This window comes from Amphiplicatus metriothermophilus, from assembly GCF_900199215.1.
Lineage (GTDB): Bacteria > Pseudomonadota > Alphaproteobacteria > Caulobacterales > Parvularculaceae > Amphiplicatus > Amphiplicatus metriothermophilus.
This window is the reverse complement of sequence record NZ_FZQA01000001.1, coordinates 276,142-288,601: the sequence shown is the minus strand read 5'-3', so window position 1 is coordinate 288,601 and position 12,460 is coordinate 276,142. Positions and strand designations below refer to the sequence as shown.

Here is a 12,460-nt window from a genome sequence, read left to right as displayed (position 1 = left end):
GTCGCCGTAGACGGCGCCGCGTCGAGGCTGATCGCCCCCTTATAGCCAACCGCGACGCTTGAAATAGAAAAGAGGCAGCACTGCGGAAAGAATCATCGCCGCGATTACGATTGGATAGCCATATGGCGAGGAAAGCTCGGGCATGAATTCGAAGTTCATACCGTATACGGACGCAATCAGAGTCGGCGGAAGGAAGCAAACGGCCGCCACCGAGAATATTTTGATGATCTGGTTCTGCTCGATGTTTATCATGCCTAATGTGGCGTCGAGCAGGAAGGTTATTTTCTGCGACAGATACGACAGGTGGTCGGCCAGCGAAGCCGCGTCGCGCGACAGTGTTTTGAGGCGGGCTTTCAGTTCTTTGTCGCCAGCGCTCTGCGAAATATGAAGGGCGAGAAAGCCGAAGAGGCGATTCAGCGTGACGACGCTGTCTCGGATTTTCGAACCGAGGTCGCCTTTGCGGCCGAGCTCGACCACGAGTCGGCGGAAATCGCGGCTCTTTGTTTTCGCCTCGGCGCCCAGCTGGAAAATCTCTCTCGACAGTCGTTCCGTATCCTGCGCGGCGCGCTCGAGAACGTCGGCGAGGCGGTCAATGATCGCTTCAAGCAGGCCGACGAGAATGGTTTCGGCGGAAACGCAACCGATTTGCGCTTTCTGTGCGCGCGCCGCGAAGAGTTCGAACACGCGCGGCTCTTCATAGCGGATGGTGATGAGCCGCGAACCGGCGAGCACGAAAGTCGCCGGCGCGATAGTCGGGTCATCCCCGTCGGTGCGGGACAGAATGAGCGCCGTCATATAGACAGCGCCGTTCTCTGCATAGAGTCGGCTCGAGATCTCGATCTCGCTCATTTCCTCCCGGGTCGGCATGTCGACGGTCAGCGCGGCCTCGAGCGCCTTTTCCTCCTCAGGAGAGGGGCGCAGCATGTCGATCCAGACGGCGGCGTCCTTTTCGCTTATGACATCGCCCAGTACACGGATCTTTCCGTCGGCGACGGCGTAGCCTGTGATCATCGGCGGCCTCCTTATAGGCGCGCCGTTCTCATGCCATTATTCTCAGATTTTGTCAGGCCGCGCGCAGACGTTTGAGGATCGGCGAACGTCGGCGCGCCGCGCCGGCGTAGCCGGCATGATGCGACCGCTCAATTGCGAGCCCGGCGCGCGCGAGAATGTCCGCCGTCACCATGGGCGCGTCCGAGCGCAGCGCCGTCTTGCCCGCCTCATCCACATAGATGAGGGCGAAGCCGGCTTCCGCATCCATCGCGTGCCGCAAAAGGGCCGGGTCGAGCCAGTCGATAGGCTGGCCGTTTCGGCGCGGCATGTCCTGGCCGTACGCCTCTATGACGGCGACGTCCTCGCGGATAAAGGCGGCGATCGCGGGCTTCAGAAGACGACGCTGCAGGCGGCAGGCGGGATGATTCGCCGATGGGCCGAAGAGAAACAGGGTCTTGCGCGGCGAGAACCGCTTGAACTGAGCCGCGCGCAGGCTTTCGCCCAGACCGGGAAGCAGGCTGCGCATCAGGTCGGGCCGTTCCGCGCCGATCGCGGCGACGGCGCCGAATGCGAGACAGGTCGCGATGATGAAAAACGACAGTCCCATATTGAAACCCTAGCGTTTCGACCTTGCCGCGCCGTTAAACGATGGCGCGCCCTAGCGGAACCGTTGTCAAAAATAGCAAGATTCATGCAACGCGTGCGATCCTTGCGGCGGCGCGACGATGACCAAGCTTCGTCTCCCGGGGCTCCCCCGCGACTGATGCGAGCCTAGCAAGGCGGCCGGCGCGCGGGAAGGCGTGCGCCGGCCGCCCTCAGGGCTGATTTTCAACAGCGGAGGGCGAGGAGGGGCGAGCGGGGCGCGGGCCGGGCTTGGCGGCGCCTGTCAGCATTTCATCGTATAGGCCGCTTGGGACCCGCGCACGCCGACGCAGCATGTAGGCCGCAATGGCCGCCTGCAAGGCGCCGATGACGAGAAACGCTTGATGAGGCTCAAGAGCGGTGCGTGTCACGAAGAGCACGGACAGCGAGCCGGCGATCGCCGCCATCGCATTAGCCATGTTGCCGGCGGCCATGATCCGCGAGCGCTGTTCGGCGGGCGCGCGGCGCTGCATGGCCGCCTGCAGCGGCACCACGTAAAGGCCCATGGCGATTGCGGACACGACGAGGACGGCGCCCAGCGCTATTCCCTGCGGGGTCTCGACGAATAGTTCGAATGACCGCCGGGCTTCGCCGGGCGGCAGCGCGAGGGTGAGGGCATAGACAAGAAACGAGCAGACGCCGGCGAGACAAACGCCAAGGGCGGAGAATCCCAGCCCGCTGCGCCCCTTGGCGAGGCCGGCCGCGGCGAGCGCGCCGGTTCCGATCCCGACGGCGAAAAGGCCCATGATCGCGGTCGCGACCGCTTCGTCGGCGCCGAGGGGCCCGCGCGCATAAAGCGGCGCGAGCACCGTGACCATGGTGGAGATGTAGTAGAATAGCGCAACAGCCATAAGCGGGCGCGCCACGCCCGGCGCGCCAAGCGCGTAACCGAAGATGCGCCCCGATTGGCGGAACGGATTCCAGTCGAGTTTGAGATCCGGGGCGTCCGCCGCCGCAGCCGGCGCGAACAACACGGCGAGCCAGCCAAGCAAAGAAGCGGCGAAGAGAACTCCTCCAACCTTGATCCCGCCGCCTGGCGCGGCGATCAACAGTCCGCCCACGAATAGCCCAACGAGAATCGAGACATAAAGCCCGGCGTTGCAGAATCCGTTTCCGCGGACGAGCTCATCCGTATAAAGATACTTTGGCATGGCGCCGACGCGGGCCGGGCTGAAGAAAGCGGACTGCGCGCCCATGGCGAAGAGAACGCCGACGAGCAGCCATCCGGAATTGAGGAGGAAGCCGGCGGCGGCGAGCGCCATCAGCACGACCTCAATGAATTTCAGGCGTCGGAACAGCATGGCCGTCTCGTAACGCTCGGCGACCTGGCCGGAAATCGAGGAAAAGACCAGCACCGCGACGGCGAACAGCGAGCCGACGATCGGGATCGCGTCGTCAGGTGTTCCGAAGCCGCCCATGGGGACTGCGCCGAAGGCGATGCCGATGATGAGCGCCTGGCGCAGCATATTGTCGGCGAAGGCGCCGAGGCACAGCGCCGTCCACATCGGCAGAAACCGGCGCTGAAAAAAGAGCGGCTGAGTCATATGGATGGGTCCTGAAAATGCGGCGCCGGGTCAGACGTGCGGAGAGAGCAGAGTCTCATAGCGCGCGGCGACCTTGGCGAGGTTGATTTCGTTGAGAAAGGTGGAATAGGCGAGATAGGAGAGAAGATAGCGCAGATCCCGCGCCCAGGGCGGCAGGAAGCGCGGCTCGGCGATCAGCCCGGCTTCCTTCAGCATTTTCATCGCCTCGAGATCGGCGAGGTCGATCTTGCCGACGAACAACATACGGATGAACGAGGCGTCTCCTGCGCGAACGGCCGTGCGCAGATAGTTGTGCACCTCCAGAAGACCCTGAAGATAGACGGAATCCTTGGTGAACGGCGCGCCGCCGTTGACGAGCCCGCCGCGCACCACGCGTCTTGCGCTCTCGAACGCCTCGAACGGGGCGTCGTCCTCGCTCCGCTCCTGGAAAAACTCGAAGAGCTCGATGAAGTCCGCCCCTTCGGCCGACATCTCGATGGCGATGACCCGGTCGGCGAGGCGCTTGAAACGCCGCGGATCGAGCGCGCCCGAGATGAACTCGGCGAACACGGCAAGCCCTTCCTGCGTGCGCGCATTGCCGGGATAGCTCTCGGCGAGGATCGGGAAATGCGGCTGAGCGAGTCCGTTCTTGCCTGTGGCGATATGGACGAGCGCCTCATGCTGGAGAAGCTGTTCGACGTCGAGGTCGGAGAAGGCCGCGTCCGCGCGCAGCTTGACGTAGTCGCGGCCCGCGACCGCCTTTGCCGAAACCTCGCGCGCGATCTCGACGCGCGGCGCCTCACCGCCGAAGTGCTCGGGCAGGACCGCTTCGAGCCGGGCTTTCACGTCCTCCGCCGAAAGAGTCGCGGGCGGCTCGAGCCGGCGTCCGGCGTCGTCGAACTCGGACAAGAGCGCGTCGAGACGCTGGGCGAGGTCGAGGGCGGTGCTGTCCCTGTCGGCGATAGGCGCAGTGGGCGAGCCGTACAGCGCGCAGGAATGGCCGTAAAAGAGCGGCGAGCCCACGCTCGTCAACAGGGCGGCGGTTTCCTCCGTGATGTCGGCGAAGCGCCTGAGCCAGGCGTGCACGGGGCTCGACCCGTCGATGAGGGCGCGCGCCGCGGCGATGCGTTCAAGAGAGGGCGCGTCGTCGATTTCGGGATATTCGGGCCGGGGCGGCGTCTTGCAGCCGCTTTCAAAGAATATCTCGGCCAGCGCCCGGTCCCAGGAAAGCGTGCGCAGCACGGGCAGGCGGTCCTCCGCCTCGTAGAGCAGCCGCGCGGCCTCCTTCAGGCGATCGAGTTCTTTGTCCGAAAACGCTTTCGCCATGCCGGAGCCGATCTCTCAAGCGGGCGGGCGCGATGAACCGTTTCGCCCGCGCGAACGACCTATACTGTGAAGGATGCGATCGCCGGGCGGAAGTCCCGGACAGGAGGTCCCATGCGCCGCGACGCAGCGCGCGTGTTCGACGAATATCTCGTCGCTGCAGCGCGCGCCGGGGACCGGGCCGCGTTCGATCGCTTGGCCGCGCGCTGGGCGCCCCGGCTTTACCGCCACGCCTGCCGGCTTTTGGGCGACGCGGAGGCGGCCGAAGACGCCGCGCAGGAGGGCTGGGCCGACATCGCGCGCGGACTTTCCCGACTTGAGGACGCGGCGCTGTTTCCAGCCTGGGCGCTGCGCATCGTCACGCGGCGCTGCGCGGACGGAATTCGTCGCGGCGGCCGGGAGCGGCGTGCGTGGGAGGCCCTCGCGCGCGAACCGGAGTCCCCCGATCGCGGCGCGCACGCGATCGAGGCGAGAGCGGACGGCGCGCCGCTGGTTCGCGCGCTCGCCGCGCTCCCGGCCGAACAGCGCGCGACGGTCGCGCTCTTTTATCTGGAGGATTTGAGCGTCGCGGAGATCGCTGCGGCGCTCGCGGTTCCGGCAGGCACAGTCAAGACTCGCCTGATGCACGCGCGCCGCAAGCTGCGCGACGCGCTTGAGGTTTGTCCAGAAGGAGGAAAATACAATGACTGATATTGATCGCATGATTGAAGAGGCGCTTGAAGAAGAAGATCGCGCGCTACTTGAAAAGTTCAGCGAACAGAACCTGTTGGCTCAGGGGCTCAGCGTCTATCGCGGCCGTCAGGCCTGGGTTGCGGCGCTTGCGACCGTCATAATATTCGCGATGTTCGGGGCGGCGGTCTATTCGGCGATCCAATTCATTCGCGCGCAGGACGCCCTTGCTGCGTTGCGTTGGGGCGGCGCGACGCTCCTGTTTATGATTATGGTGGCGTTCATGAAAGTCTGGTTCTGGCTGCGCATGGAGGCGAACCGCATCCTGCGCGAGATCAAGCGCGTGGAATTGCAATTGGCGCGGATGCAGGGCAAACAGGCCGCCTGATGGGGCGAGCGAGGAGAGGGCGTGCGGCGCCTGTGTCTGTCAGCGGCGATGCTCGCCGGTCTTGCCGGGTGCGCTTGGGAAGCAGGCCCCGCCGCCCGACCTGCCGCAAGCACGGTTCGCTTCGCAACGTTCAACGCCTATCTCAACCGTCCAATCCAGGGACAGTTGGCCAGCGATCTTGCGACCTCGGGGGACGTCCAGGCGCGCAAGGTCGCGGAGATCATCCAGCGCGTCGCGCCCGACATCCTGTTGCTGAACGAGTTCGATTACGATCCGGCCGGGGAAGGGTTAAAGCGCTTTCGCCAGAACTATCTCGAAGTCGGCTGGAACGGCGCGCCGCCCGCCGTTTATCCATATGTTTTCCTTGCCCCGTCCAATACGGGGGTCGCTTCGGGCCATGATCTCGACCGCGACGGCGCCGTCGCGACGGAGCCAGGCTCGCGCGATTATGGCGGGGACGCGTTCGGCTACGGCGCGTTTCCCGGCCAGTACGCCATGGCGATCCTGTCGAAATATCCGATCGACGGGGCGCGCGCGCGAACGTTCCAGACGTTTCTCTGGAAAGACATGCCCGGCGCCCTGCTGCCGGACGATCCGGCGACGCCCGAACCGGGAGACTGGTACGACGAAGAATCGCTCAATGACTTTCGTCTGTCGTCCAAAAGCCACTGGGACGTGCCGGTGATCGTCAATGGCGAGACCGTGCATGTGCTGGCGAGCCATCCGACGCCGCCGACGTTCGACGGCGGGGAAGACCGGAACGGAAAGCGAAACCATGACGAAATTCGTTTCTGGGCGGACTATGTCTCCGAGGGGTCAGGTTACATTTATGACGATGAAGGCGTTTTCGGCGGGCTTGAGCCCGGCGCGCGTTTCGTCGTGATGGGCGATCTGAACGCCGATCCTCATGACGGCGGAGCCGTCGCCGGCGCGATCGCGCAGCTTCTCGATCACCCGTCGCTCGCGCCTGCGCAGGCCCCGACCAGCATCGGCGGCGCGGCGCAGGCCGCGCGTCAGGGCGGGATCAACCGCATCCATCGCGGCGATCCGGCGGCCGACACCGCCGACTTCGGCGACGATTCTGAAACGGGGCCGGGCAATCTGCGTCTCGATTACGTGCTGTTCTCCAAAACCGGTTTTCGCGACGCCGGGGGCGGCGTGTTCTGGCCGGCGCCGGGCGCGGCGCATTATGATCTCGTGGGGCCGGGCTATCCGGTGGAAAGTTCCGACCATCGTCTCGTCTGGCGCGATCTCGCCATCGTAACGGAATAGGCTTGGCGCCGTTTTCAGAAGGTCGCCGAAAAAAGCGGCCGATCGGGGCCGACTCCGGCGCGCTTCATGCCTTCCGAGTTCCAGGCGAAGGCGATCTCGCCCTCGCGCGATACAGCGATGACGCCGCCGTCGCCGCCGAGCCGCGCGACGTCCTTGATGAGGCCCGCCGTCGCCTGGGAAAGGTCGGCGCCCTGATAGCGCACCCGGCTCGCCACATCCTGGGCGCCGCCGGCGAGGATGAAATACTCTCCGAGCCCGGTGCAGGAGGCTGCGACATATTCGTCCGCCCACGTCCCTGCGCCGATGAGCGGCGTGTCGCCGACCCGGCCTTCGAGCTTGCCGAACACGCCGCCGGTCGAGGTCGCGGCCGCAAGACGGCCGTGAGAGTCGAGCGCGACCGCGCCGACCGTGCCGTGACGGATCGCTTCATCCTGCAGTTCGTCGGCGTTCACGCCCACAGGTAAAAGATAATAGCCGTCCGGATCCTCGACGAACTCGAAGCCGCGGCTGCGGCAAAAATTCTCCGCCCCCCGGCCCGCGAGCATGATGTGCTGGGTTTCGTCCATCACCGCGCGCGCGGCGCGCACGGGATGCTTGATATGGGCGACTGCGGCGATGGCGCCTGCCTTTCGGGTGAGGCTCTCGGTTTCGCTGACGACGCCGCCCTCCATGATCGAGGCGTCGAGTTCGGCGTAGCCGGCCTTGTTGGGCGGCGCGCCGCGCCCGGCGATGTATAGACCCGAGGCCTCCATCTCGGCGACCAGCGTTTCGACTACGTCGACGGCGGGCGCGCCTTCCTTGAGCAGGCTCTCGCCGCGCGCGCAGAGTTCGGCGAGATGCGCCTCGGTCTTCGAGTAGTCTCGGCCGGCGCGCGCGCCGGCGCCGCCATGAAGCGCCAGCGCGATGGGCGAGGCTTTCGCCATGAATCTCTCCTTCCCGGCGGGGCGCGTTCCCGGGCCGTCCTGCCAGATGCGCCTTGCCTTGTCATACGATATAGGACGCGCCGGCGTCGGCGGAAACAAGATCGATTCTCCCTTCCCCGCACAGGGTCTCGCCTCGCGCTGGTCAAAGCGGACGTCAGCCGTTATCTACACGCGATGATTATCTTGCGCTGCGAAAAGGAAAGGCGACGGATTTTCTGATGAGCGAGGCTGCGACCTTCCTGGCGCTGGTGCGGCATGGCCAGAGCGAATGGAATCTCCAGAACCGGTTCACCGGCTGGGTCGACGTCGATCTGACGGACAAAGGCCGGGAGGAAGCCCGCGAGGCTGGCGGTCTTCTGAACGCGACCGGGGTCGACTTCGTCGGCTGCTACACTTCGGTGCAGAAGCGCGCGATCCGCACGCTGTGGATCGCGCTCGACGAGATGGACCGGATGTGGCTGCCTACGATCAAGTGCTGGCGGCTGAACGAGCGTCACTACGGCGCGCTTACCGGCCTCGACAAGAAGGAGACGGCGGAAAAGCACGGCGCCGAACAGGTGAAGATCTGGCGGCGCAGTTTCGACACGCCGCCCCCGCCCATGCCGGAAGACAGCCCGTATGATCCCGCGCGCGATCCGCGCTATCGCGATCTTGCGCCATCGGAGATTCCGCGCGCGGAATCGCTGAAGACGACGCTTCAGCGCGTCGAGCCATACTGGCGCGAGGAGATTGCGCCGCGCGCGGCGCGCGGGGAATCGCTCATCATAGCCGCTCATGGCAATTCTCTTAGGGCGCTCGTCAAGCTGCTCCTTGACGTGTCGGATTCCGACATCGTCGAGGTGGAGATTCCCACCGGCAATCCGCTTCTGTTCGAGTTCGCGCGCGGATCGACGGCTCCGCGCGCGGCGCGTTATCTCGATGATGCGCGTGCGGAGAAGCTGCCGCCGATTCCTGAAAAATAACTGTGCGGCGTCAGGCGTGCTGCGAGGCGCGGGCGCGAATCTGGCGGGCGACTTCCTCCGCGACGGCCGCCCCTGGCGAAAGGCTCGTCAAAAAATGATTGAGCACGGTTTCGTCGCCTGACAGCTTCGCGCGCTCGCGGATCTGCGGCAGATAGATCTCGCTGCGCATCGCCTGCATCAGGGTCGCCACATCCGCGTCGATGCGCGCGACCGCCGGCGCGTCGGCGCCGCGGCGGGCGGTCGCCACGCCGTTCATGAAATAGAAGGTATAGGGATTTTCGTCGATATACAGGTGCAGCACGTAATTCGAAAACGGCGTCGCGCATTTGTTGACGAACAGCTCGATGGCGAGCGCGACGGAATCGGGCTGCAGGTCGTTCGAATAGATGCACTCGCGCGGCGGGGAGGGTTCGGCGCGGTTCATGAAATACTCGATCGACCAGTACATGAGCGCGTGAACCGTGGGACGCAGATTCTCTCCCTCCTCGCTGAGGCGATAAGAGCCCCGCGCCTCGCCGGGGCCGGGCCCGACGATCAGGCCTGCCTCCTCCAGCTCTTTAAGACGTTTGCTCAGAAGGTTGGTGCCGATGCCAGGCAGCGCTGCATGCAGGTCGCCGAAACGGCGCGGCCCCAAAAACAGCTCGCGGATGATGAGCATCGTCCAGCGCTCGCCGAGCAGGTCGAGGGCGTAAGCCAGCACGCAATCCTGATTGTAAGTCCTTGACATCAAAGCCTTTCCAGGGCGCCTCCCCGCCGTCGCGCGCCTCTTTCGCGGTGTGCTTACGGCTGCTTGACAATATATGATATAACAACTCCGGCGCGATAAAAATATAATTGACACTTTAAAAAGCGATAGTAAACTTCCTCGTGCACCAGCCAAAGCGCCCTTTACGGCCGATCCTTAGGAGAATCCTCATGAGAGCCATCGCGGGACCCCTCGTCGCTTTCCTGTTCGCCGCCGCGCTCGGCCTCGCCGCGCCAGCGCTGGCGACGAGCGTCGACGAACAGGTGTCGCTGTGCGCCGCCGCCCTTGACGCTGAAGGGATTGCGGCGTCCGACGCCTATCGCGCCCGATTTGTGAAATCGCGCGGCGGCGCCGCCAAGACCGTCCGGGTGAAAATGATCCCGCTAGGCGAGGGCGAGTCGATCATCGCCGAATGCAAGATCAAACGCGGCGCGGTCACCGACGTGTCCGTAAAGGCCTGACTTCGCCTGAGTCCTGTTTCTTCCGCCCCGGAAGGATAACTCGCGCCCGCCTGCCGGCGGGCGCTTTTTGCGCCACGCTCCGGTTCAGCGCTTGAGCGAGCGATAGGCGATGCGCGTCATGCGCTCGCCGTCGATGAAGCCCTGCCCCCAGGTTGGATTGAGGTCGGCGAGCGGATCGGCGGCGACGGTCGCGTCTTCATCGAGCCCGCGTTCGATCAGCGCGAGGATGCGCGCGCGTACATCGCGCAGCATGGCGAGACTGCGTTCGAGATCGGCCCGGCCCGCAAGCGGCCCGTGACCGGGAATGATCTTCGTTTCAGGACCGGCGAGCGCTAGGGCGCGCTCCTGCGCGGCGATATAGCCGTCGAGGTCGCCGCCGCTTTCGAGATCCACGTAAGGATAGGCTCCATTGAAGAAAACGTCGCCCATATGGATGACGTCGCGATTGCGGATATGAACGATGGCGTCGCCGTCCGTATGCGCCGGGTCGGGGTGGAAGGCGTGAATCTCCTGCCCGTTCCAGTGAAAGGTGATCGTCTCGTCGAAAGTGACGACAGGCAGCGCGCCCGGCGGGGCGGGCGGCGTCGTCGATCCGCTCTCGCGCATCAGCCCGTCCTTGAGCCGGGCGCGGACGTTGTCGTGCGCGACGATGTGCGCGCCCAGCGCGCCGAACGGCTCGTTGCCGCCGGTATGGTCGCCGTGCCAGTGGGTGTTGAGCACGAAGGCGACATCTTCGTCGGTGACCTTCCGGATGGCGGCGAGGATCTTGTCCGACAGCGGCGCGAACTGGTCGTCGATGAGAAACGCGCCGTCCGCGCCGACCGACAGGCCGATGTTCCCGCCCGCGCCGACAAGCATGTAGACGCCTTCGGCGACTTCCTGCGTTTTGATCTCGACGGCGGAAAAGTCGCGCTGGGCGACGGCGCCGCTCGCGATCAGCGCGGAAGCGGCGAACGCGGCGAAGAAACCGGCGCGAAACGGCGGCATGGCGACCCCCTTTAGAAAGCGCTTGCGCTCTGGTTAGCAAATCCTGCAGGCGGGCTGAAATCAAACCTGGGCGGGGGCGCGCGGATCGGTCTCATGTTGCGCCGCACCTAGCGCGCGTTTAAGAAAAGCAGGTTTGCGCGGAGCGTTGCATGTCCTGGCGTCCCGATTCCTGGCGGGAGAGGCCGGCCCGGCATTTGCCGACCGACTATCCCGATCCGGCCGCGCTCGCTGCGGTCGAGGCGGAGCTCAAGAGCTATCCGCCGCTCGTCTTCGCGGGCGAAGTGCGCCGGCTGCGCAAGGCGCTCGCCCAAGTGGCGCGCGGCGAAGCATTCCTCCTTCAGGGCGGCGACTGCGCGGAGAGCTTCAAGGAGTTCCACCCCAATAATATCCGAGACACCTTCCGGGTGCTGTTGCAGATGTCGGTGGCGCTCACTTTCGGAGCTTCGGCCCCGGTGGTGAAGGTCGGACGCATCGCCGGCCAGTACGCCAAGCCGCGTTCGGAGCCGACAGAAACCCGCGACGGCGTGACGCTGCCGAGCTATCGCGGCGACAACATCAACGGCATGGAGTTCGATCGGGCCGCCCGCACGCCCGATCCGCAACGCCTCATCCGCGCCTACGGCCAGGCTGCGGCTACGCTCAACCTCATTCGCGCCTTCGCTTCGGGGGGTTATGCAGACCTGCACAACGTCCACCGCTGGAATCTGGAGTTCGTAGCGGACAACCCTCAGGGCCATCGCTATCGCGAGCTCGCCGACCGCATTTCGGAATCGCTGACCTTCATGGAGGCCTGCGGCGTCACCGGCGAGGAGGTGCGGGCGCTGCGCGAAGTGGATTTCTATACAAGCCACGAGGCGCTGCACCTTCCTTTCGAGCAGGCGATGACCCGCGTCGATTCGACGTCGGGGCTCTGGTACGACACCTCGGCTCATCTCATCTGGATCGGCGACCGCACGCGCCAGCCCGACGGCGCCCATGTGGAGTTCTGCCGCGGCGTCGAAAACCCGATCGGCCTCAAATGCGGGCCGTCCCTGTCGGGGGACGATCTCGCGCAGCTTCTCGAAATTCTGAACCCCGGGAACGAGGCGGGCCGCCTCGTGCTGATCGCGCGCTTCGGGGCGGGCAAGATCGCCGAAGGGCTGCCGTCGTTGATTCGCCTGGTCAAAAAGCTCGGCGCGAACGTGGTCTGGTCGTGCGATCCCATGCACGGCAACACCATCAAGACCGCATCGGGCTTCAAAACGCGCCGCTTCGAGGACGTGCTGAGCGAGACCGTTCAGTTTTTCGATATCTGCCGCGCCGAAGGGGTCTATCCCGGCGGGGTGCATTTCGAGATGACCGGCCAGAACGTCACCGAATGCCTGGGCGGGGCTCACGCCATCTCCGAGCAGGAGCTCGGTTCGCGTTATCACACCCACTGCGATCCGCGCCTCAACGCCAGCCAGGCGCTGGAGCTCGCCTTCATCATGGCCGACCGCCTGAAGGCCGCTCGGAGGAACGGCGCGGCAAGGGCCATCGGGAGCCCGGCGTGAGGATTTACGGCGGAGTGAAACAGCGCGAAACATAGTTTGACCG

13 protein-coding genes are annotated in these 12,460 nt (G+C 65.2%); 6 read left to right on the top strand and 7 right to left on the bottom strand.

What is annotated here, in order from left to right:
- Positions 1 to 39 precede the first annotated feature (39 nt).
- The 4 genes from corA to CHB64_RS01495 all read right to left on the bottom strand — a co-directional run bounded on the left by corA (position 40) and on the right by CHB64_RS01495 (position 4,481).
- Entirely contained in the window at positions 40 to 1,011 is a 972-nt protein-coding gene (gene corA / locus CHB64_RS01510; RefSeq protein WP_089410817.1) for a magnesium/cobalt transporter CorA, read from the bottom strand.
- A gap of 52 nt (positions 1,012 to 1,063) precedes the next feature.
- Positions 1,064 to 1,597 (bottom strand): hypothetical protein, encoded by a 534-nt coding sequence (locus tag CHB64_RS01505; protein WP_089410816.1) that lies wholly within the window; start codon positions 1,595 to 1,597, stop codon positions 1,064 to 1,066.
- A gap of 208 nt (positions 1,598 to 1,805) precedes the next feature.
- On the bottom strand, positions 1,806 to 3,176 hold the full coding sequence (locus CHB64_RS01500) for an MFS transporter (protein WP_089410815.1): 1,371 nt from the start codon (positions 3,174 to 3,176) through the stop codon (positions 1,806 to 1,808).
- Between the two features lie 30 nt (positions 3,177 to 3,206).
- Positions 3,207 to 4,481, bottom strand: a complete 1,275-nt coding sequence (locus tag CHB64_RS01495; protein WP_089410814.1) for a flavohemoglobin expression-modulating QEGLA motif protein — start codon at positions 4,479 to 4,481, stop codon at positions 3,207 to 3,209.
- A gap of 111 nt (positions 4,482 to 4,592) precedes the next feature.
- On the opposite strand from CHB64_RS01495, the gene CHB64_RS01490 reads away from it, so the two are divergent.
- From CHB64_RS01490 to CHB64_RS01480, 3 genes are read left to right on the top strand one after another with little or no spacing between them, the layout of a single operon-like run.
- Positions 4,593 to 5,168, top strand: coding sequence for an RNA polymerase sigma factor (locus tag CHB64_RS01490; RefSeq protein ID WP_089410813.1), 576 nt, complete (start codon positions 4,593 to 4,595; stop codon positions 5,166 to 5,168).
- Positions 5,161 to 5,535 (top strand): DUF6768 family protein, encoded by a 375-nt coding sequence (locus tag CHB64_RS01485; RefSeq protein WP_089410812.1) that lies wholly within the window; start codon positions 5,161 to 5,163, stop codon positions 5,533 to 5,535. Before CHB64_RS01490 ends, CHB64_RS01485 begins: the two co-directional genes overlap by 8 nt.
- Positions 5,536 to 5,583: 48 nt before the next feature.
- Entirely contained in the window at positions 5,584 to 6,807 is a 1,224-nt protein-coding gene (locus CHB64_RS01480; protein ID WP_089410811.1) for an endonuclease/exonuclease/phosphatase family protein, read from the top strand.
- A gap of 14 nt (positions 6,808 to 6,821) precedes the next feature.
- On the opposite strand, the gene CHB64_RS01475 is transcribed toward CHB64_RS01480, so the two are convergent.
- Positions 6,822 to 7,730, bottom strand: a complete 909-nt coding sequence (locus tag CHB64_RS01475) for an isoaspartyl peptidase/L-asparaginase family protein (RefSeq protein ID WP_089410810.1) — start codon at positions 7,728 to 7,730, stop codon at positions 6,822 to 6,824.
- 218 nt (positions 7,731 to 7,948) lie between these two features.
- On the opposite strand from CHB64_RS01475, the gene gpmA reads away from it, so the two are divergent.
- Entirely contained in the window at positions 7,949 to 8,692 is a 744-nt protein-coding gene (gene gpmA, locus CHB64_RS01465) for a 2,3-diphosphoglycerate-dependent phosphoglycerate mutase (RefSeq protein WP_089410808.1), read from the top strand.
- A 10-nt stretch (positions 8,693 to 8,702) separates the two neighbouring features.
- On the opposite strand, the gene CHB64_RS01460 is transcribed toward gpmA, so the two are convergent.
- Entirely contained in the window at positions 8,703 to 9,419 is a 717-nt protein-coding gene (locus CHB64_RS01460; RefSeq protein ID WP_089410807.1) for a winged helix-turn-helix transcriptional regulator, read from the bottom strand.
- Between the two features lie 188 nt (positions 9,420 to 9,607).
- Between CHB64_RS01460 and CHB64_RS01455 the strand changes: the two genes are divergently transcribed.
- Positions 9,608 to 9,898 (top strand): hypothetical protein, encoded by a 291-nt coding sequence (locus CHB64_RS01455; RefSeq protein WP_089410806.1) that lies wholly within the window; start codon positions 9,608 to 9,610, stop codon positions 9,896 to 9,898.
- 84 nt (positions 9,899 to 9,982) lie between these two features.
- On the opposite strand, the gene CHB64_RS01450 is transcribed toward CHB64_RS01455, so the two are convergent.
- Positions 9,983 to 10,885 carry an MBL fold metallo-hydrolase gene (locus tag CHB64_RS01450; protein ID WP_089410805.1) on the bottom strand — a complete coding sequence of 301 codons (903 nt, stop codon included), beginning with the start codon at positions 10,883 to 10,885 and terminating at the stop codon, positions 9,983 to 9,985.
- 149 nt (positions 10,886 to 11,034) lie between these two features.
- Between CHB64_RS01450 and CHB64_RS01445 the strand changes: the two genes are divergently transcribed.
- A complete protein-coding gene (locus CHB64_RS01445) occupies positions 11,035 to 12,417 on the top strand; it encodes a class II 3-deoxy-7-phosphoheptulonate synthase (RefSeq protein ID WP_089410804.1) in 1,383 nt (460 codons plus the stop codon).
- Positions 12,418 to 12,460 lie beyond the last annotated feature (43 nt).

What these genes read in the sequence shown, in the direction of transcription:
- corA (WP_089410817.1), bottom strand. Translation starts at nt 1,011, where the DNA reads ATGATCACAGGCTACGCCGTCGCCGACGGAAAGATCCGTGTACTGGGC.
- CHB64_RS01500 (WP_089410815.1), bottom strand. Translation starts at nt 3,176, where the DNA reads ATGACTCAGCCGCTCTTTTTTCAGCGCCGGTTTCTGCCGATGTGGACG.
- CHB64_RS01455 (WP_089410806.1), top strand. Translation starts at nt 9,608, where the DNA reads ATGAGAGCCATCGCGGGACCCCTCGTCGCTTTCCTGTTCGCCGCCGCG.
- CHB64_RS01505 (WP_089410816.1), bottom strand. Translation starts at nt 1,597, where the DNA reads ATGGGACTGTCGTTTTTCATCATCGCGACCTGTCTCGCATTCGGCGCC.
- CHB64_RS01460 (WP_089410807.1), bottom strand. Translation starts at nt 9,419, where the DNA reads ATGTCAAGGACTTACAATCAGGATTGCGTGCTGGCTTACGCCCTCGAC.
- gpmA (WP_089410808.1), top strand. Translation starts at nt 7,949, where the DNA reads ATGAGCGAGGCTGCGACCTTCCTGGCGCTGGTGCGGCATGGCCAGAGC.
- CHB64_RS01475 (WP_089410810.1), bottom strand. Translation starts at nt 7,730, where the DNA reads ATGGCGAAAGCCTCGCCCATCGCGCTGGCGCTTCATGGCGGCGCCGGC.
- CHB64_RS01445 (WP_089410804.1), top strand. Translation starts at nt 11,035, where the DNA reads ATGTCCTGGCGTCCCGATTCCTGGCGGGAGAGGCCGGCCCGGCATTTG.
- CHB64_RS01480 (WP_089410811.1), top strand. Translation starts at nt 5,584, where the DNA reads ATGCTCGCCGGTCTTGCCGGGTGCGCTTGGGAAGCAGGCCCCGCCGCC.
- CHB64_RS01495 (WP_089410814.1), bottom strand. Translation starts at nt 4,481, where the DNA reads ATGGCGAAAGCGTTTTCGGACAAAGAACTCGATCGCCTGAAGGAGGCC.
- CHB64_RS01450 (WP_089410805.1), bottom strand. Translation starts at nt 10,885, where the DNA reads ATGCCGCCGTTTCGCGCCGGTTTCTTCGCCGCGTTCGCCGCTTCCGCG.
- CHB64_RS01490 (WP_089410813.1), top strand. Translation starts at nt 4,593, where the DNA reads ATGCGCCGCGACGCAGCGCGCGTGTTCGACGAATATCTCGTCGCTGCA.
- CHB64_RS01485 (WP_089410812.1), top strand. Translation starts at nt 5,161, where the DNA reads ATGACTGATATTGATCGCATGATTGAAGAGGCGCTTGAAGAAGAAGAT.